Raw genomic sequence first — 19,797 nt, 5'->3', positions numbered from 1 at the left:
GGATAGATTTTGATATTTTTTTCAAGCTATAATCCCCAACACGTACAGAATATTACCATAATATACTCTTCGCCAATATCATCTTTTGAGGCTAGGATTAATTTGGTATTTTTGCACAGCTAAATGTTCTTTCTCAGGTAGAACCCAAAAAAGTCGCAATGTATTCTGAATGTACGCTATCAAATATTTTTAATTAATCATCTGCCAAATTTTGAGAATGTTTTCACCACTTCCACCACCGGCAATGGTTTGTCCATCTGGGCTAATGGCAACGGCATAAATATATCCAGAACCTGTCTCCAAAGTGCGGATTTCCTTTCCGGTGACTGGGTTCCAAAGTTTGATTGTCTTGTCACTACTGCCACTTACAAGGGTGATACCATTTGAACCTACGCTTCGCAAAAAGGCGACAGAATTAACCTTATCATTATGTCCTTTTAAGGTGTGGATTAACTTTCCTGTTTTCAGATTCCACAATTTAATTGTCTTGTCTTTACTGCCACTGGCAAGGATGACGCCATCAGGAGCAAAAGCGACTGAAAGAATCGACTCTGCATTTCCCTCTAAGGTGCGGATTAACTTTCCTGTTCCCAGATTCCACAATTTAATTGTTTTATCCCAGCTACCACTGGCAAGGGTTTTACCATCAGGACTGAAAACTACAGATGCAACACCACTGGTATGTCCCTCTAAGGTGCGAATTAACTTTCCTGTCTCCAGATTCCACAGTTTGATTTTCATATCCTTACTAGCACTGCCACTGGCAAGGGTTTTGCCATCAGGACTGAAAGCTACAGAAGTAACTCCATCGCTATTTCCCTCCAGAGTGCGAATTAACTTTCCTGTTTCCAGATTCCACAGTTTGATTGTTTTATCCGCACTGCCACTAGCGAGGATTTTGCTATCAGGACTGAAAGCTATAGTCCAAATCCAATTGGAATGTCCTTCTAAAGTGCGGATTTCCTGTCCACCTGTCAGATTCCATAGCTTGATTGTCTTATCATCACTGGCACTGCCAAGGGTTGTACCATCAGGACTGAAAGCTACGGAATTCACGTCACTAGAATGCCCCTTGAAGGGTTTGGGTGAATAAGAATTTTCTGAGACGTTTTTTTGGGGCTGAATAGGCTGAGAAACAGGCTGAGAAATAGGTTGAGGAGCCTCGCTGACTATCTGGGGACGAGACTGAAAATACCAAACTCCCCCTAATCCCAACACTAAAATGCTAGAACCTAACAGCAGTTGACTTTTCAGATTGTTATTTGATTTTGGTGAAACTAGCACCTTGTTTGCTGGGGGAGCTGCAAATGTTGTTGTCAGTATAGTTGGGGGCACTGATGACAATGATGGTATTTGAGGTGTCAAGTCATTGATGACTTCATCAGCCGATTGATAACGCTTTTGGATGTCTAATTGCAACAGCTTATCCAAAACTTCACCCAACTCTACAGATATAGAAATCCCGTCCCTACCTGAACTGGTTAAATGTTGCCGCCAAGATGCAACCCAACCATAACCCTGGTGTATCCACAGTTGAGATGGGCGAACCCCAGTCAGGAGATGAAAACAAGTAGCCCCCAAACTGAATAAATCACTGGCTGGGTAAGCTTTTCCCTCTTGCATCTGTTCAAGTGCAGTGTAACCGTGTGAGCCAATCACAGTGCCCATTCTTGTATACACTGTTGCTGTCAACAGCTTGGAAGCTCCAAAATCAATGAGGATTAATCGCCCGTCACTTTGACGGCGAATAATATTCTGTGGCTTGATATCTCGGTGAATCACTCCCCGCAGATGGATAAACTTCAGTACTGGCAGTAAATCTAGCAAAAGTTGGCGAATCTCCGTTTCGTTATAGTTTGCCCGCGTTTCCGATTCTTTGAGCAAGTTTTGCCCATCGATAAACTGCTGCACCAAAAAGAGATAGCTATTTTGCTCAAAATAAGCCAATAAAGTTGGAATTTGTGGATGTTCTGCCAGTTCTTGCAGTCGGCTCGCTTCTTGTTTAAATAGTTCAACGGCCTTAGTTAGCGGCCCAGTTCCCTGAAGTTTTGGCGCAAATTGCTTAACAACACAGCATTCATTCAGTTTGTGTATATCTTTGGCTAGATAGGTTCTACCAAATCCACCCTCGTCTGATAAAACCTGAGTGGGACGATAGCGACCTCCTAGCAGGGGTATCAATTCCGCTCTACAACTGTGGCAATAGTTGTTTTTATCAGGATTTAAGGGTTTTTGGCAATCGGGATTCACACAACAGAGCATACTGGGAATCCATTTCAGTTGGGGTATATATTCATCTTAAGTCATGCAGTATAATCTCTGTTGTTAGTAAATATCACTGAGACAGCATACAAATCTTCTATTTCCTTACCTCATCAGGTATTGAACAATTTAGATAAATTGAAAAAATTGTGTTTGAGCGATGCCTTTTGACGAATTGATGGGCGTCAGGTCTGCTTGTGTATTACATCTGTATGCGCAATTTAGTCAAGTTTACAAAAATATCTAGGCAAAATTCCGAAAAGCAGCAATTTAAGTTTGTAGCTCAGTATATACCTACGAAATTGAGATTTCCTTTAGTAGTCTAAATTGAAAATACAATTTTTCCGATTTGATTGTGGCAAACATTTGGGTATGTAAGATATACGAATTCATTTGATTACAGGCGATGCCTTTAGCAAGCCGCTAAAGTATATACGCTAAATTTCCCTTTACATTTACATAACTGCTGTGGCTAAAACAGCAACTAGTATTAATTTTGTCTTTTCTTGAAAGACAAAATTATCAGCAAAATTAGGAGCGTAATTATGCTATTAGACAACAAAAACTATCGTCGCAAATTAAGTCATGTTTTAATTGGTTGCGTGAGTAGTAGTTTGTTAATTACAAGTAATGTGCTGCCTATAAGTGCTTTTGTGAAATCTCAAAGTTCTCAAGATTTCATAATTGCTAAATCACCAGATGAGAGACAACCAGAAGCAGTAAAAAAAGGAATTGAGCAAATTCCTGCTTCTCAGGCATCAACATCTCCAAGACGGAAGATATCTATTGAGTCACCAGTACAAAAGGCTCCTCGTGTATCTTCTCATAGAGAAAATTCTCAGCGAACTTCCAGGGTTTCAGATAATAGCTCTACTCCTAGAGCATCTAGACGTAGGACTTCTAACTCAAATTCTAATCGTTCCAATGGTGGTAGCTCTGCATCTAGATCGTCTAGAGCTAGAATTGCTAACTCAAACGCCAATCGTTCTAATGGTGGCTCTGGGAGAGTTCGCAAGCCAAGTTATAATGTCGCTACAGGAAACCAAAATCTCAATAATTCAGCGATTTCTTCACCTGCAACACCAACTTACAAAGAGATTAACTTTGTAGATGTTGCATTAGGTATTCTGAGTAAAGGTGACTTTCAATCTGAAGGTAGATATTTTCATTTCTATGAGTTTGAGGGCAGAGAAAATCAATTAGTTCAAATTAGATTGATTGGCAGTAATGATACACGCAGATCCAATAACTTGAGTTTAAAACCGTTGTTGTTTCTGCACGATCCTGATAATAATATCATTGTTAAAAAAGGCGCTTTGGATAAAAGCAGTGGTGGTGATGATGCATTTATTTTCGCGCGACTGCCTAAGAATGGTATTTATAAGATTGCTGTTACTAGTCAAAATCCTGGAGATACAGGCCGCTATAGTTTGGCTCTCAGGAATGATAGAGCTAGCTATACTTTAGATGAATCAGATCAACTAACTGCCAAAAGCTCAACCTTGAAACAAAATGGAGGCGCTTACAATGTTTCTAATTTTCAAGGTAGAAAAAATCAGCTGATAAGTATTCGTGTTGATAGTGTTGATGAAGAGTTTTCTCCTTATGTAGCTTTGCTAAATTCTAAAGGACAGACGATCGCGATCGATAAAGACAAAGACAAAAGTGGTGTCTACAGTGCTTTAATTGACCGAGCTAGGTTGCCTGAAGATGATACATACTATATAGTTATTACTTCCAAAAATCCACAGGAACGCGGTAAATATAGATTGACTATTTTCTGAAGTAATTACCAATTCTGGTATCGAGACTATTGCTATGAGTAGGATATAGTCAGGAATGTTTTTTTTATTTACCGTAATAGTCTCGATACCATTGCACAAAGTTAAGTTAAGAGATTGTTTGAAAAGTATTTCACTGTGATTTTATACACTTTCATATCCCTCCTTCCTTTTTAAAGGGGATTGGGGGGATCGATAACGTTTTGCTACTAACGAAAGGACTTTTAAAACATTCTCTTAAGATGTTTACAGTTTTTTCAACTCCCCCAGAATCAAAGTTAATTTTATTAGGCTGCTCTTTGAGATAATTAATAATATTAATAGCTAAGTAATCAGGTTGCAAATAATTATGATTGATAAATTTGACTATTCCTAAGTCGCTTAACTTTTCGGCTCTAATTATTTGTTCTTGCTCCTGATTACCTGTAAAGGGAAGAATCATAGCTCGTACACCTGTGGTTAAAATATTCATTATGGTATTATAGCCAGACATATTTATTGAAAGGTCTGCTTTTTTCATGTAATTTAGCAAGTAAGGAGTATAGCGTCGAATATAAATATTTTTACTAAATTTTGCCATTTCTTGCAGGTTTTTAAATTTTGAATTGGGGATGAATGGCCCAGTAAAAACCTGAATATGATGTGGCAATAATTTCTCTAAAAAAGGGGCTGTGTTAACTACACATTCAAGCAACTCATGACCAAATCTACCACCTCCTACACTGGCTAAAATCAGGGGTTTGTCTGATTTAATAATTTCTCGATCTTCATCAGTTAAAATAAGATTTTTTGGTGGGTCTTGCACGACATATCCGGTGTAATATACTTGGCATTTTAGGTCATTGACTCTAGAAAAGGTTGCTTCTAGTGAGACTAATTCTGGGTCGCTGTGAACCAACAGAATATCAAAATATTTATTGATTAAGTTACATACTTTTTCTTCGTGTTTTACTTGTTTTTCCGGTTTAATAACTACAATATCTCGCAAACTAGAAACTATTTTAGTTGAGCCTTTATTTGATTTGGCTAATTCTAATAATGGAATTAATTCAAAAGAAAAGCGTCTTCTCCCAAAAGGAAATAACTCAACGATTAAAATATCAGGCTGGAATTGCTTAAAGATTTCCAGAAGTCGATTTTTTCTAATGTCTTTGGCTTCGCTAAGGCTAAAGGCATCATCTAGTACTTGTAGTTCAGCAGATTCTAGGTCAGTTTTAATTGCAGGCAGATTGATAACTTCTACACCAGCAGGAATTTCAAATCCTTGAATTATTTCACCACCATTAATAAAACAAACTTGGAAGTCTTTGGTTAAACCTCGCACAATTTCGCGGCTGCGAACCAGATGCCCCATACCTAAAATATGTTGGCAGTAAAACATAATACGTTTCATAAAAATTTTACCTCTGTCAATTTGGATGGTTGGAAGAAGGCGAACGAAAGATACAATAAATACTTTTATTACTTTTTACTTGAACAATTTTGGCAATCATCGCTAATTTCAGTAATTGTACATATGGGTTATCGAAAAATGTAATATCAATTTAAAAAAGAATGCGACAGATCCATACGGACATACCTTTGTTATGTCTAGCTTTTCTAATTTTGAATTTTTAATTTTGAATTGGTATAATCACGCTCTTTTTTTGCTAGTAAGGTAGAGATGTATTGGTTAATTTTGGGCAAACCATTGAGATTAATTTTCGGTTGGGAAATCTGCGGAGTTTGGAGTTGTTGTAACAGCGATCGCAGTAATATATCTAAAGTCAGATCGTTTTGAATCGCTGCTAAAACCCCCAAATTTGCCAAATTTTCTGCACGAATGCACTGTTCTCGTGATGGCTTAATTCTGGGTACTACTACTGCTGGCTTACCCACTGAGAGAATCTCGCAAGTTGTTTTGTAGCCACCCATTGCGACTACGGCATCTGCGGCGATGTAACTCATTAAATCCGGTAAATTTGTCTATCTGCACTTAGGGATATACAGCAGCTTTCAGTTTCAGTGCAGCTTGGTGTTCTAAGGGCATTTCTGGGCCACATATAATATAAGCTTCGTAATTTATGGGACGCTGGTAACAATACCAAACTCGATAAATATGTGTCAATTAACCTGTAACTATCTTCACTAGCACCCGGTCTAGTAAGTTAAAGCGGACTTTTCCAAACTCCCAAAAGTTTTTGAGAGATTAATCATCAATTAAATCTCCAGTTATATAACTATTGTCACGGTTATCTAACTGGAGATTCGCTATATTTAACAGTTAACGGCTAAAAGGAGTTAAAGAGATGGAAATTAAGCCAACTGACCCATCGCTAGCACTCATGGAAATTCCCCCAGGCTATCTCAATATTATGGGTTACGTCGATCAATCAGAAGTTAATGGCCCTGGTTGTCGTGCAGTCGTCTGGGTACAAGGTTGTTTGCGTGAGTGTCCTGGCTGCTTTAATACTAACTCCTGGTCTTTTGAGGCTAACCAATTGATTGCTGTTGATGCCATTGCCGAAAATATTCTCAGCAATCCTCGCAACACGGGTGTAACATTCTCTGGTGGAGAACCCTTTTGGCAAGCAACGGCACTAGCGTCTTTAGCCCAGAAGGTAAAAGCTGCTGGTTTAAATGTAATGTCTTTTTCCGGGTTCACTCTTAAGCAGCTACAGTCCCAATCTGCGCCGCCAGGTTCCCAAGCATTGTTAGAACAACTCGATATCCTGATTGACGGGCCTTTTGTACAATCTCTGGCAATTAATTCTCCCAATTCTCCAGTTTCTTCCAGCAATCAACGGGTTCGGGTGTTAAACCCGGACTTCCAAGACCAGATTACTTGGGCTAGCGACCAGATCGAAATCCACATCCTTAAGGATGGTGGACGCATTGTCACTGGCTATCAAGGTGGACTGGAACTAACTTAGGAGAGCGGGAGGCAGGGGAAGAAGAGGGAGTTAAAACTTAAAAATTGAGCTTCTGAGGGTCAACGTTCACCTTCAGAAGGTTAACTTCCACCTTCTAAAGGTCAACATTGAGCTTCTAAAGGTCAACATTGAGCTTCTGAGGGTCAACATTGAGCTTCTAAGGGTCAAATTTTTAGATTTCTGCTCCCTTATCGAGAAGCTATCTTTAAATGCAGCTTTGTTTGGGACAGATTATATTTAAAAAAAATACATATCATAAATTTGACTAGACCATTTCAGAAAATTTTTACTGAACACCGCGTATTTTGGGCTGTTTTACTTTTTGGTACAGCACTGGTGGTAACGCTAGCGCTGTCACTTTCTCAAGGAGCAGTACCTTTAAATATGTCGGAATTTTGGCAAGCTATACTCCACAAAGGCGATCCGGTTAAACAGACAATTCTCTGGGATTTACGTCTTCCGCGCATTATTGCTGCGATTATTGTCGGCGCAGCTTTGGGAATGTCAGGGGCACTGCTGCAAGGAATGTTACGTAATAGTCTCGCCGATCCATTTATTTTGGGCATTTCAGCGGGTGCGGGACTACTGGTAATTCTGATGATTGTGTGCCATATATTCCCGATCGCAATTCCTTTTGCAGCATGGATAGGAGCAATTTTAACTGCTGCGATCGTTATTTTACTCGGTCGTTCGGGGTCGGGAATTTCTGTTGAGCGCTTGATTTTAGGCGGAGTAGCGGTGAGTTCTTTATTTGGTGCTGTACAAAGTACATTGCTGCTTTTAGCTGAAGATGGGCAAATTCAAGTTGCGCTCAGTTTCCTGGTTGGTAGTCTTAATGGACGGGGTTGGCAAGAAATTGCTACAACTGGCCCTTATATCATCGTTGCATTGATTGGGGGATGCTTGCTGGCGCGATCGCTAAACATCCTGGCTTTGGGAGATGATTTAGCTGTGAGTTTAGGGCTTTCGTTGACGCGATCGCGCTTGTTAATTGGTGGTGTCGCCACTCTATTAGCCGCAGGTGCAGTCAGCATCAGTGGCTTGGTTGGATTTGTCGGTCTTGTTATCCCTCACGGTGTCCGCCTGATTGTTGGTACAGATCATCGCTTTGTTTTACCACTTTCCGCTCTTGCAGGTGCATGGTTACTCACTTTTGCAGATTTACTCTCTAGACTAGGAGCAGTAGAACTACCAGTAGGTTCCGTCACTGCCTTGCTGGGTTCACCCGTGTTTATCTGGTTACTTTATCGTCGTTCTGCTGGGTTTAATAAATTTTGAGCGATCAGCCCGCTATCCATCCCCACCTTATAAACGGATCGGGTTTTTTGCGCATTCTGATAAACTGATATAGCAAGGGACTGGGGACTGGTGACTGGGGATTGGGTGAAAAGTCTTGTTGTGTCTAAGTTTTATCATCTGTTAATGTCCTAACCACCAAGGCTTGTGCTATACAAAGCCTTCTTCAACTATTTAAGCCAAAATTCTCCATAAAGAAACCCACCTATATAACCCTACTTTCTTATCTCTGCTGTCCCCTGCCCCCTGCCCCCCTGCTCCCTGCTCCCCTACCCCCCTGCTCACTCAAGGAGGTTAATCGATGTTATGTGTTGAGGAATTAATCAACTTAGACCCATTTCAACAACTTCCCAAAGAGCGATTGCAGTGGGTTTGCGATCGCGCTCAAACAGTTGAACTTTCCCCTGGAGATGTGTTGTCCTATGAGGGAGACCCTGTATGTCGCTTATTTATCTTAGTCAAAGGTAAAATCAACATGACCCGCCGCAGTGAAGGAGTGGAAATTCCGATTGGGCAACACGAAGCTCCATCCTTTTTTGGTGAAATTCCAGTACTCACAGATGAACCTGCACCTGTGACAATGCGGGCATTTTCAAATTGCCACATCTATGAAATGAAGGGAGAAGACTTCCGCAAACTGCTGCATGAATGTCGTGATTTTGAGCGGATGGTCTTCCGAATTATGCAACGTCGTGTCCGGGGGCTAGAGTCTTTCATTCGTGGGCGGGAAAAGATGGCAGCTTTAGGGACACTTGCTGCGGGTCTTGCTCATGAACTCAACAACCCAGCCGCAGCCTTGGTTCGGACTTTAAAAGAAATGCCAGCCGCTATCCTAGAGTTACAACGGATGAACTTAGTTTATGGGCAACGCAATGTTGAGGAAACCCATACTCAACACTGGTTGAGAGTACGCGATCTAGGCTATGATGCGATTTTGAACAATCGCCTAGATCCGGTGACACTAAGCGATCGCGAAGACATATTGCTGGAATGGTTAGAAGACTATGGTGTAAACCAAGCCTGGAAATTGGCAGAGCCTTTAGCAGAAGGTGGTGTTGAGGTTGAAACCCTAGAGCAACTCATGGAACGTTGGCGCAACGACGACACAGAATTGCGAGAAATGGGATTGCACTGGCTAGCGCTTTCCTTTGAAGTTATGTCGATGATTAAACATGGTTTGCGAGGATCTGAGAGGATTTCCGAACTTGTGCAAGCGATGAAGTCTTATTCTTACCTCGATCAAGGCACTCAGCAAGAAGTAGATATACATCAAGGCTTGGAAGATACCTTGCGATTGTTTGCTCATAAACTCAAGTGCGGTGTCCAAGTGCAACGCAATTACGATCGAAGTCTTCCAAAAATCCTTGCCTTTGGCAGCGAACTAAATCAAGTGTGGACGAACTTAATTGACAACGCCATTGATGCAATGGATGGTAAAGGATTGCTAGAAATTACAACACATCATTGCGATCGCTATGCCCATATTGACATCATCGATTCTGGCAGTGGAATTCCACCTGAAATTAAAACCCGTATTTTTGAACCTTTCTTCACCACCAAATCAGTAGGACATGGTTCAGGACTTGGTTTAGAAACCGTTCGCCGAATTGTAGAAAATCGCCATCACGGTACGCTTTCATTTGAGTCGCACTCAGGTAGAACTTGTTTTACCATTTGCCTACCCTTATCAAAGCAATAAATCAATCAAAAATGGGATTAGAGATGAAAAAAATGGGAACCAATGGTTCCCAAAATCTAGCAGCAAGTGAATATTTTCGTCAGACTTCTAGTTTCTTATTGTCTCCTACACTAGAATTCGTTTTATAGTGATAAATCAATACAGTTCAGGATGAGCAACAAAACCTTCATGTAGAGACGCGATTGATCGCGTCTTCAAAAACCAATTACAGCATTTTGCATCTAAATGAAGTATATCCTTACCCCCCTTAATCCCCCCTTGTAAAGGGGGGAAATTCTTAATCTAGTTCCCTCCCCTTTCCAAGGGGAGGGTTAGGGAGGGGTATTTTTGTACTTCATTAACTCGCAATCTGCTGTATCTACACCAATAACCCTTAAGCCAAGCGTATTGAGCTATAAATAAAATATTGGGGTAAAAAAATTATTTATCTGATAATTCTGATCTTGTGGACTGTTGATTGGAGTTAATAAATTCAGTCTTAGGTGGTTTTCCTATAGTATTAGGAGGTTGTTTTTTTGTTTTGGGTTGTGGATTATTATTCTCGCTCATGTTCATTTATCTCCTTAATAGCTTTAATTATTTGGCTGTTTTAAGATTTCTTGCTTGGAGTTGAACAAGCAAAAAATTCAGTGAACGCAGTCAGTTTGTGTTCTGATGATTATGACTTCAAGCGATGCGATCGCAATTCCGTAATTCTGTTGAAAATTTTACTCATTTCTATATTCTCAAAAAGGTAGATAGTGGAAAAACTCCTTAGAGGTTGTTTTAAAAGTAGTTGACTGTGATTTTAATCACATTTTACTCCCCTTAATCCCCCTTATAAAGGCAGGAAAAAATAAATCTATTTCCCTCCCCTTTCCAAATACCGTGTATACACAAGTCAAATTACCCCCCTTAATCCCCCCGATATATTGGGGGGAAAAAAGAAAAATCCGGTTCCCTCCCCTTTGCAAGGGGAGGGTTAGGGTGGGGTAAACAAATACTTTATACACCACTACAAACTTTTCAAACATCCTCTTACTATCTACCTCTTTAACCTTAGTTTTCTATTCAAACTATTTTTGCAGACAGACCGTATTTTTTTCGATCGAACTCACCCAGATCGAACAAATCATAGACTGCGTATTCAACATCCCATATTCCACCACTGCCCTTATCAGCTGGGGGCTTGTCGAACTCACGTTAATACAACTTCATCAAACTTCACGCCAACTTTGTCACAAATGAATATCTAAAGTTAAGCGACTATACCAACAAACACTGTGATATTCCCTAATGCTAGATGGGAATGGTTAGTGTTGTATAAATTACAGTTACCAAAACTGAAACGCTTATCAAATCCCAAGCTGCTCAGGACTATTCTGGGTAAATAGTCAAATGTGACAGAAAAAATTTAGTGTGAGGATTTAGCCATGTCTTACCCGATTCCATCCAAAATGTGGCAGCGAGTCAGTATTGTAATATTGTTTTTATTGATACCCTCAATAGGAATTGCCGTTTTACGCCAGTCTGCTACGGTTGCAGTTCCAGCCAATCAGAATCCTGCCAGTTCTACTCCAAAAACTTCCATTCTCCCCAATCACCCTGACTACCAAGCACTCCAGACATTGGTAAAACAGTATAGTTGTGTCGTTACCGTCCAAAATTTTGGCACTCTTCCTGTAACCCGAACTGAATTTGCTACAGTCTTGAATGCCTGTGTGAATCGGAGCAATGAGCTAATAGCGACCGATCCCAAGATAGTTACCCCAGCAGATATGAAAATTCTGCAACGCTTGCAGTCAGAATTTGCACCGGAGTTAGCAACCCTAAAAAGTCCGATAGAGGAATTGGAAGCTCCTAGTCCCATCACTTTGAATCAGCCTACCAGAGAACGTATTCAAACTGAGTCTGACCAAAAGACTCAACCCTTACCTACAGCCCCACCCCTTAGTATTCCGTCTGGCTCATCCGTGCAGGATCGAGTTGCTAACCGTGCGAATATGCCTAAACTCCAAACTCGTGACAGTATTGGAAGGGTTGCCCCGGAACCTCAAATAGGTAGCAGATTCAATACAGAAAACTATAACCGGATTGAAGATAATCCCTTTCATCGCGTTGGTAACGATCCCCTTTCCACCTTTTCCATTGATGTAGATACAGCATCTTACAGCAACGTGCGACGGTTTATTACTCAAGGGGAATTACCACCCAAAGATGCAGTGCGAATTGAGGAATTAATCAATTATTTTACCTACAATTATCCCCAACCAAAAGGCGATCGCCCTTTTTCCGTCACCACTGAAGTTGCTGCTGCTCCCTGGAATCCTCAACACAAGTTGGTACAGGTGGGTTTGCAAGGTAAACGCCTAGAAAGCAAAACCTTACCACCAAGCAACTTAGTATTTCTGATTGATGTCTCTGGTTCTATGGATGACCCGGATAAATTACCCTTAGTGCAACAGTCGCTCAAATTGTTGGTGAATCAACTGCGTCCTGAAGATCGGGTAAGTTTAGTAGTCTATGCGGGGAATGCTGGATTGGTGTTACCGGCTACTGCTGGTAGTAAAAAATCAACAATTCTGGCGGCGATTGACCGCTTAAAGGCTGGAGGCTCCACTGCTGGCGGTCAGGGTATTGAATTAGCTTACAAGATTGCCAAAGAAAGCTTCCTCAAGTCTGGTAATAACAGAGTCATTTTAGCTACCGATGGAGATTTTAACGTCGGGGTTTCCAGCGATGGCGACCTGACGCGATTAATTGAACAAAAGCGAGAGCAGGGAATTTTTCTGACGGTGTTGGGATTTGGCACCGGCAATTATAAAGATGGAAAAATGGAACAACTGGCTGATAAGGGTAACGGCAACTACGCTTATATTGATACCCTATTGGAAGCCAAAAAAGTTTTAGTTAACGATCTCAGGGGAACTCTGTTTACTATTGCCAAAGATGTAAAAATTCAGGTGGAATTTAATCCGGCGAAAGTTCAAGCATATCGCTTGATTGGTTACGAAAATCGCTTGCTGCAAAACCAGGATTTCAATGATGACAAGAAAGATGCAGGCGATATTGGGGCTGGTCATTCTGTAACAGCGCTTTATGAAATAATTCCCACTGGTACAAAAAGCGATGTGAAACTGCCAGAGATAGATCCTTTGCGGTATCAGCGTTCTGGTGAAACTGTCTCGGATGCTGCTGGTAATGAGTTGATGCAGGTGAAACTGCGCTACAAGTCGCCTCAGGACAGCACCAGTCAACTAATTACCCAAACCATCCAAGATGATGATTTGAGAACTGACCCCTCCACAAACCTGAAATTTGCTGCTGCGGTAGCGACCTTTGGGATGGTGCTGCGTGACTCTGAGTATAAGGGAGATGCTAATTATGATTTGGTGATGAAATTGGCAACCCAAGGGAAGGGGGAAGACCAGGAGGGTTATCGGGGTGAGTTTATTCGCCTAGTGGAGCAATCTAGAGGGTTGATTACAAGAAAATGATTTTAGACCATAAATGAGACGGGGAGTAGGGAGTGGCGTAGTTCAATTACTTGAAAACCGTTATCATCTCTGGAGATATCACAATCTACATCAAAGGCGATCGCTCTCCACTGTATTAGATATCTGCAATAAATACAGCAATTTAATTTCAGAAGAGAGCATTGCATATCTGCGAGATGTTTTGCGATCGCTGCTAATTACAAAACTTATTCCCTACTCTGCAAGACAAGAAAGAAGAAATGCTTAACTAAACTGTATTCTGCTGTGTAAGGTTTTGATTTGTTTCTATGTTCTCCCCTTTCTTCCTACTGGTATACACATCGGTGTACCGGAAACCGGGTCTGGGATAACCCGACATTCCAATCCAAACACTTCCCTTACCATCTTCTCAGTAATCACCAAATTAGGTTCGCCAACAGCAAAAATTTGACCTTCTTTCACCGCTACTAAATAATCAGCATAACGACAGGCGTGATTCAAATCATGTAACACCATGACAATCGTTCGTTGCTGATTTTGGTTCAAATCATACAATAAATCTAAAACTTCTATTTGGTGCGCCAAATCTAAAAAAGTAGTTGGTTCATCTAACAATAAAATATCTGTATCTTGAGCTAATGCCATTGCAATCCAAGCACGTTGTCGCTGTCCACCGGAAAGAGTATCTAATTCGCGTTCTGCCAAATATTTAATTCCAGTAATTTCTAACGCTAGTTCTACTAATTTTCCATCTTCTTTTGTCCACTGCTGCAACCAATTTTGATAAGGAAACCTTCCACAAGCTACCAAATCTCGAACGGTTAATCCTTCTGGTGCAACGGGGCCTTGGGTAAGAATTCCTAATTTTTTAGCAACATCTTTTGTTGATAGCTTAAATAAATCTGTTGTATCTAAATAAATTGTGCCAACGCGAGGTTTTAATAATCTTGCTAAACCCCGTAATAAAGTAGATTTTCCAGAACCATTTGCACCAACTAAAGCAGTTATTTTTCCTGGTGGTATATTTAAATCTAAATCCTTAATAATAGTTATATTATCATAACCCAAAGTCAAATTCTTTGCTGACAGTTGGTAATGTAAATTATCGCTCGATAATGACATTGACATAATTAAACTTAAGAGAATCTTTGAGAATTTTGTAAGTATGTAATATCATATCTACTTGATGACTTAATTAAACCCAAAGAACCCCACCCCACGAAATCAGCGCTTTGCTTCCCCCTTCCCGCAGGTAGATCGGGGATTAAAGGGAGCCAGCGCAGTCATGGCATGAGCAACTGGCGTGTAGGGTGCAAGTACTATGAGAATCATAACTAATTACCTTGGCAATATAGAACAATACTAATTATTACAGCAAAAACTGCACCTGCATTCACCCCCAAAATACCAGGATCGGCTAATGGATTACGAGTCATACCCTGCATAATTGCACCAAAGTAGACATTGCTGCACCCACCAATATTACCAAAAGCGATCGCGTGGGTTTGTATTTAGCATTAACATAATCAGAATTTGCTATTTGATGCGATCGCTAATTTCAGTCTGAAGAATTTGTGGTTCATCATTATTCAGTTGTTTGCCTTCTGACAACGCTGCTAAAGAAATACTAACAAGCGTTATCAAAAGAACAATCTTCAAACTGTACAGGCAGGCTTTTGATGCATAACTCATGGTTAACGCAGCTCTCAAAAAGTTTTGCGTTCCTCCAAATGTGCTAGTACTTCTTTCCGAGTTCGCCAAACAGAACGCAATTGCTTGCGAGAAAACAGTGGTAGTTGGTCAGTAATGTGGGGCGAACCGGGTTGAGTAGCGTTACCGTAGCTGATCAGAGCCATTGCTTTTACTGGTTGTGAAAACTCAATGGTTGCAACATAACTATCACCAGCGACAGCTTGAAAGCGTTCATCGTTAGCTGGAGCAAAATTGAGGACGCGGAATATTCCTAGATCCCCATCGCCACCATTGGCAGGTAAATCTAAGTTTCCGCTACGGACTCGGAAGACTTCACCCCAAGCAACATCTAGCTTTCCATAAGCTTTTTCGACTTTTGTTGCTGCTATTTGTAGTGCTTTCGTTGCACTTTCTGGGTTTTTTAAACCATCGGGTGTGGTGCGCGGCGAGTTCTCACTCCAAGGAATACTGAAGGTTTGGTTTTTATCCATTTCTTGCCACCAAAAAGAAAACAATACCGCGCCTCGACTATCAGCATCAGCATTGCGATTCCAAGCAGCTAAAATATCAGCAGCACGACGAGCTAATTCATCGCCATATTTTTGAGCTGCGGGAATTAAATCATCGAGGATGCGTTCTGCAAGTTCCATTTTGGTGGAATGTTTGTACTTAATCATTTCCTCAAAAGAAATTTTTGGATCTTCAGCCAGTATTTTTGCAGAACTTTGTGCCCGGAAAGACATCTCTCCTCGTGGAGCCATATAAGCAGGGTAATCATCTGCTTTGATCGCAGCAGGGAAAGTCGTTGTCCAAGGTGCATCATTAGCATTTTGCAACCAACCGCTAGGCGGGTCAATTACACGCGGTAAATCTTTGTATGGGTGCATTTTTGTCCACAAAGTCTTAGATGTATCGCCAGGAATTAAACCTTCCCAGTATTGAAAGTCTCCCTGTTGACGAATCGGCACCAGACCGTTGAATAAGTGCATGATATGTCCGGCTCGGTCTGCATACATGACAGTAAACATCGGTAGTTGCAAGCGTTTCAATACCTTTTGAAATTGGGTTAAGTTTTGGGAACGCGCCATATCCCACCACTGTTCCAATACACCGGGACGGTCTGTACCGACAACCCGCAGTGCCACAGCAAACCCATCTTTTTCTTGAACGACTGCACCGTGGACGGAACTTTTGACTAATAATGGTTGTTCGACTAACGAGCCATTTTTTTGCTTAACTTTTAACAAAAACTTTGATGTTGTAAAAGCACGGACTTTGCCATCAAAAAGATAACCATCATCAGCTAATTTCAACTTATATACATCCCAACCATCATGAGTATTGACGGTATGAGTCCAACCCAAATAATCGTTAAAAGCGATCGCTAAAACTGGAATTCCCACCAGCGCTGCTCCAGAAGCATTCATTCCTGGAGCAGTAATTTGGGCTTCGTACCAGACAAATAAATCCGACCAGAACAAGTGGGGATTTGCCAGCAACATCGCCTTGCCACTGGCAGAATGCTTAGGTGCGATCGCCCAACCGTTAGAACCAGCTTCCGATTGAGTATGAGTAATACCTGCTACCTGTTCTTGGTTGACGACAAAAGTAAAATTCAGCACTCTTTGCAAATGCGCCAACACATCTTCTGGTTTTATAGGTAATACTATTTTCACTTGCTCGTCAATTAAATCAGGATGGGCTTTTGCATAAGTATTTATCCCACTGGCAAAGGCATTTATATAACTACGGAAAGCTGGACTTTGTGCCCGATACCAAGAATTAGCACGATCGGATACTCCCATCGTCAGTACCCATTTATCAGATTCTAAATACTCTTCTCCCCAGTATTCGGCTGCTTTTCCCCTAGCTTGACCATAGAGGCGCAACAGCAAGTTAGCGTGACTCTGCATTTGTGCCCAACCAAATGCAGAGAAAGCGCTTGGAGCATCTTTACCATATATATGCGGTATGCCGTAAGTATCCCATAATATCTCTGTAGTTTTGGGTGCAGTCGCAAAACTGTTATTTGCCAAAACTACAACTAAAATGGCACTGAGGATAAAAGCTAAAAATCTAGAAAATTTTCTTTTTAGTATTGACCGATCGAATTGCCACAAATAAATTCTAATATTCAACATGATGATTCGATTAAATTAATTTGACTAGAAAAATTTAGTGACTTTCGCCTATATTTCGTAACAAACAGACATTAAATCCATACTCACTAGCAACATACATAAAGAACATAGAACGTATCACAGTGGCATCTCAGCGCCTTTGTTTATGCCACCATAAGTTGATCAAAATTCCATACCAAGTAGAACAGGCGGGAAAAATCAAACTATGTTAATAAAAGTAAAGTGGACTAAAACCCTCTTTCCTTCTGCCTTCTGCCTCCTGCCTGAACCTGATGATAAATATTCACAGCGACTTACTAGCGTGGAAATAATGCTTTTGAAGTAGCATTAATCCCACAGATGCCGAATAGACGAGCGATTGTATATTATCGATAATGCTTAACACTAGTTCTAGAAATTCTCAAAAGCTATTTGCGACTGATTTGCATCTAATTCTAGTGCTATTAGGAGAGATTATCATAAAGGCTACACCTGAGCAAGCATTTATCAAAACTTCTGAATTTTATAAATCTGACTAAATATATAAGTCTTGTTAAGCTATTGGCATAGCAAAAACTAAGTTACTTAACTTTATATAAACTTAGTCATCTATCTTTTGATATATTTTTGGAATGTTTTTCTGAGAAAAAGACAATAATAGTTTTTAATTAAAATTACTTGCTATCTTAGCTAAGTTGCTTTAAAGTTCTAAGAATAATTGCAAATTAATAGCAATAGTAGCGATCGGTGTAAAACACAAGCAGCGACTCTAAATTATCGAGAATTAGATCGATATATTAGAGCGATCGCCGTTTTAGTGGAAGATGACCAAATCCCTCATAACTACTGCACAGTAGTTTGAGGGATTTACGATCTGTTCTTTTCCAAAAGGTAAAAAAAGGACTGTTCTTTCTAGCTAATTGCTTTCTTTTTCTTCAGCCATATTCCTAATAAACCAGCAGTGACAACTATTCCTCCAATCGTTGATGGCTCTGAGTCTTAATGGCATTCAGCAGTGCCCATAACTTATCCACCTGGACGATATACGTATAATTCTTTACTTGGAGAAAAATATATGTAAACTTTTATAATATCAATAACAAAAATGATTTGACATACGCCTAATGATAGATAGATTTTATTAAGTAAATAGTTTAGATTTGTAACAAGTTACACAGAACTAGATAAAACACATGGCCAACATAATTGACACTGCCACTAACAATGGTTCTTTCAACACACTAGTTGCAGCAATCCAAGCAGCTGGTTTGGTAGATACACTTCAAGGTGATGGGCCATTTACCGTTTTTGCACCCACCGATGAAGCATTTAATAAGCTTCCAGCAGGTACAGTAGACGCATTACTTCAAGATATTCCAAAGCTCAAGAAAATCTTGACGTATCATGTTGTTTCAGGCAAGGTACTGGCTGCTGATGTAGTTAAGCTAAAAACAGCTAAAACAGTTGAAGGTTCAGATGTAAAAATTGACGCTTCTAATGGCGTTAAGATCAATGATGCAACAGTTGCAACAGCAGATGTTGCTGCTGATAACGGTGTCATCCACGTCATTGACACAGTTTTGATTCCTGCATAACCCAACGTCAGAATAGCGAATGCTATTTTTGGGGTGACGACTACCTATAGTCATTTCTTCATGACAGTCTGGTTGAATATTTTTTAGTAAACATCAACTACCAACAAATCCATCTAGATGCTGTCTAGATGGATTTATTGCTTTATGCGTGTAGAAACTTTGCAATTGCTAGTCTCTCTTAATTAAATGCAATCAAATTTTTAGTTTTGCTAAACCCAAATAACGGATACCTTCGGGGGAAATTTCAAAACGACAAGGTAAAACTTCTAAACCGAGAGCGATCGCATCCCGCAATAATTTACCATATATAGGATCTGTGCGATCGCCAGGGGAGAATTCGATACAATCACCGCGATTGATAAAGTAAAGCATCACCGCACGAGTCAAAGGTAACAACGCCATCAGTTCTCGCAAGTGCTTTTGCCCTCTTGTAGTCTCCGTGTCAGGAAATAAAGCTAATCTCCCCTCAGACAAAGTTGTATTTTTCACTTCTAAATAAATCGGGCGTTCCTCATCACTTCCCGTCAAGAAAAAATCCACTCGACTTTTTTTATCTAGCCCATAAACCACCTCGCCCTTAATTTGGCTATAGTTGCCCAATTCTGGAAAAAGATGTTTCGCCAAAGCTAGCTTTACCACCCGATTGGGCAAAAAAGTATTTATGCCTACCCAAGTCGGCTCATTGTCATGTACCTGAATTAGTTCTAGAGTGTAAGCCAATTTGCGGTTAAGATTATTGCTTTTGGAAAGCTGTACTGCACTTAAAGGTGTCGATACTCCAATCATTGGCCCTGTGTTGGGACAGTGTGCTGTCACTATTTCGCCAGAAGTAAGTTGAACGTCAGCAAAAAACCGCTTGTAACGCTTGAGTAAAATACCGGGATACAAAGGTGGGTATTTGTAAAGCCAATCTATCATTATGGAACCTTGTTGCTGTTTGTAAATATACGTCGATTCTTTGCCCACCAAACCCATATCTGCAAAT

General features: G+C 40.5%; 15 protein-coding genes and 1 pseudogene. 8 read left to right on the top strand and 8 right to left on the bottom strand.

Features of this window, described 5'->3' with window-relative positions:
- Window positions 1-189: 189 nt before the first annotated feature.
- Entirely contained in the window at window positions 190-2,262 is a 2,073-nt protein-coding gene (locus RMZ95_RS15490; protein ID WP_322682721.1) for a serine/threonine-protein kinase, read from the bottom strand.
- 545 nt (window positions 2,263-2,807) lie between these two features.
- Between RMZ95_RS15490 and RMZ95_RS15485 the strand changes: the two genes are divergently transcribed.
- Window positions 2,808-4,046, top strand: a complete 1,239-nt coding sequence (locus RMZ95_RS15485) for a peptidase (protein ID WP_322682720.1) — start codon at window positions 2,808-2,810, stop codon at window positions 4,044-4,046.
- Between the two features lie 151 nt (window positions 4,047-4,197).
- On the opposite strand, the gene RMZ95_RS15480 is transcribed toward RMZ95_RS15485, so the two are convergent.
- Together RMZ95_RS15480 and RMZ95_RS15475 are read right to left on the bottom strand one after the other, a co-directional pair.
- Window positions 4,198-5,436: a glycosyltransferase family protein gene (locus RMZ95_RS15480; RefSeq protein ID WP_322682719.1), complete on the bottom strand. Its 1,239-nt coding sequence runs from the start codon at window positions 5,434-5,436 to the stop codon at window positions 4,198-4,200.
- Window positions 5,437-5,642: 206 nt separating this feature from the next.
- Entirely contained in the window at window positions 5,643-5,990 is a 348-nt protein-coding gene (locus tag RMZ95_RS15475) for a glycosyltransferase (protein WP_322682718.1), read from the bottom strand.
- Between the two features lie 341 nt (window positions 5,991-6,331).
- Between RMZ95_RS15475 and RMZ95_RS15470 the strand changes: the two genes are divergently transcribed.
- The 5 genes from RMZ95_RS15470 to RMZ95_RS15450 all read left to right on the top strand — a co-directional run bounded on the left by RMZ95_RS15470 (window position 6,332) and on the right by RMZ95_RS15450 (window position 13,673).
- Window positions 6,332-6,955: a 4Fe-4S single cluster domain-containing protein gene (locus tag RMZ95_RS15470; protein ID WP_322682717.1), complete on the top strand. Its 624-nt coding sequence runs from the start codon at window positions 6,332-6,334 to the stop codon at window positions 6,953-6,955.
- 261 nt (window positions 6,956-7,216) lie between these two features.
- A complete protein-coding gene (locus tag RMZ95_RS15465) occupies window positions 7,217-8,233 on the top strand; it encodes an iron ABC transporter permease (RefSeq protein ID WP_322682716.1) in 1,017 nt (338 codons plus the stop codon).
- A gap of 319 nt (window positions 8,234-8,552) precedes the next feature.
- Window positions 8,553-9,950 carry an ATP-binding protein gene (locus RMZ95_RS15460; RefSeq protein ID WP_322682715.1) on the top strand — a complete coding sequence of 466 codons (1,398 nt, stop codon included), beginning with the start codon at window positions 8,553-8,555 and terminating at the stop codon, window positions 9,948-9,950.
- 1,412 nt (window positions 9,951-11,362) lie between these two features.
- Complete coding sequence (locus RMZ95_RS15455; RefSeq protein ID WP_322682714.1) at window positions 11,363-13,426, top strand: vWA domain-containing protein; 2,064 nt, start codon at window positions 11,363-11,365, stop codon at window positions 13,424-13,426.
- A gap of 13 nt (window positions 13,427-13,439) precedes the next feature.
- The gene (locus RMZ95_RS15450) at window positions 13,440-13,673 is read left to right on the top strand and encodes a hypothetical protein (protein ID WP_322682713.1); all 234 of its coding nucleotides are present in this window, start codon (window positions 13,440-13,442) and stop codon (window positions 13,671-13,673) included.
- 38 nt (window positions 13,674-13,711) lie between these two features.
- Here the strand turns inward: RMZ95_RS15450 and RMZ95_RS15445 are convergent, their stop codons facing one another.
- From RMZ95_RS15445 to RMZ95_RS15435, 3 genes are all read right to left on the bottom strand, one after another.
- Entirely contained in the window at window positions 13,712-14,533 is an 822-nt protein-coding gene (locus RMZ95_RS15445; RefSeq protein ID WP_409882736.1) for an ABC transporter ATP-binding protein, read from the bottom strand.
- 206 nt (window positions 14,534-14,739) lie between these two features.
- Complete coding sequence (locus tag RMZ95_RS15440; RefSeq protein ID WP_322682712.1) at window positions 14,740-14,841, bottom strand: iron chelate uptake ABC transporter family permease subunit; 102 nt, start codon at window positions 14,839-14,841, stop codon at window positions 14,740-14,742.
- A gap of 270 nt (window positions 14,842-15,111) precedes the next feature.
- On the bottom strand, window positions 15,112-17,238 hold the full coding sequence (locus RMZ95_RS15435; protein WP_322682711.1) for an acylase: 2,127 nt from the start codon (window positions 17,236-17,238) through the stop codon (window positions 15,112-15,114).
- Between the two features lie 697 nt (window positions 17,239-17,935).
- On the opposite strand from RMZ95_RS15435, the gene RMZ95_RS15430 reads away from it, so the two are divergent.
- Window positions 17,936-18,079, top strand: coding sequence for a hypothetical protein (locus RMZ95_RS15430; RefSeq protein ID WP_322673083.1), 144 nt, complete (start codon window positions 17,936-17,938; stop codon window positions 18,077-18,079).
- A 50-nt stretch (window positions 18,080-18,129) separates the two neighbouring features.
- On the opposite strand, the pseudogene RMZ95_RS15425 reads toward RMZ95_RS15430, so the two are convergent.
- Window positions 18,130-18,207, bottom strand: a pseudogene (locus RMZ95_RS15425) (hypothetical protein); the annotation flags it as partial.
- Window positions 18,208-18,410: 203 nt separating this feature from the next.
- Here RMZ95_RS15425 and RMZ95_RS15420 point away from each other — a divergent pair.
- Window positions 18,411-18,812 (top strand): fasciclin domain-containing protein, encoded by a 402-nt coding sequence (locus RMZ95_RS15420; protein ID WP_322673082.1) that lies wholly within the window; start codon window positions 18,411-18,413, stop codon window positions 18,810-18,812.
- Between the two features lie 192 nt (window positions 18,813-19,004).
- Here RMZ95_RS15420 and sfsA read toward each other — a convergent pair whose 3' ends face one another.
- Window positions 19,005-19,730, bottom strand: coding sequence for a DNA/RNA nuclease SfsA (sfsA, locus tag RMZ95_RS15415; RefSeq protein WP_322682710.1), 726 nt, complete (start codon window positions 19,728-19,730; stop codon window positions 19,005-19,007).
- Between the last annotated feature and the right edge of the window lie 67 nt (window positions 19,731-19,797).

Source organism: Nostoc sp. DedQUE07, assembly GCF_034530975.2.
Lineage (GTDB): Bacteria > Cyanobacteriota > Cyanobacteriia > Cyanobacteriales > Nostocaceae > Nostoc.
Note: the sequence above shows the minus strand (reverse complement) of the source record. Positions and strands in the feature narration are given on the sequence as shown.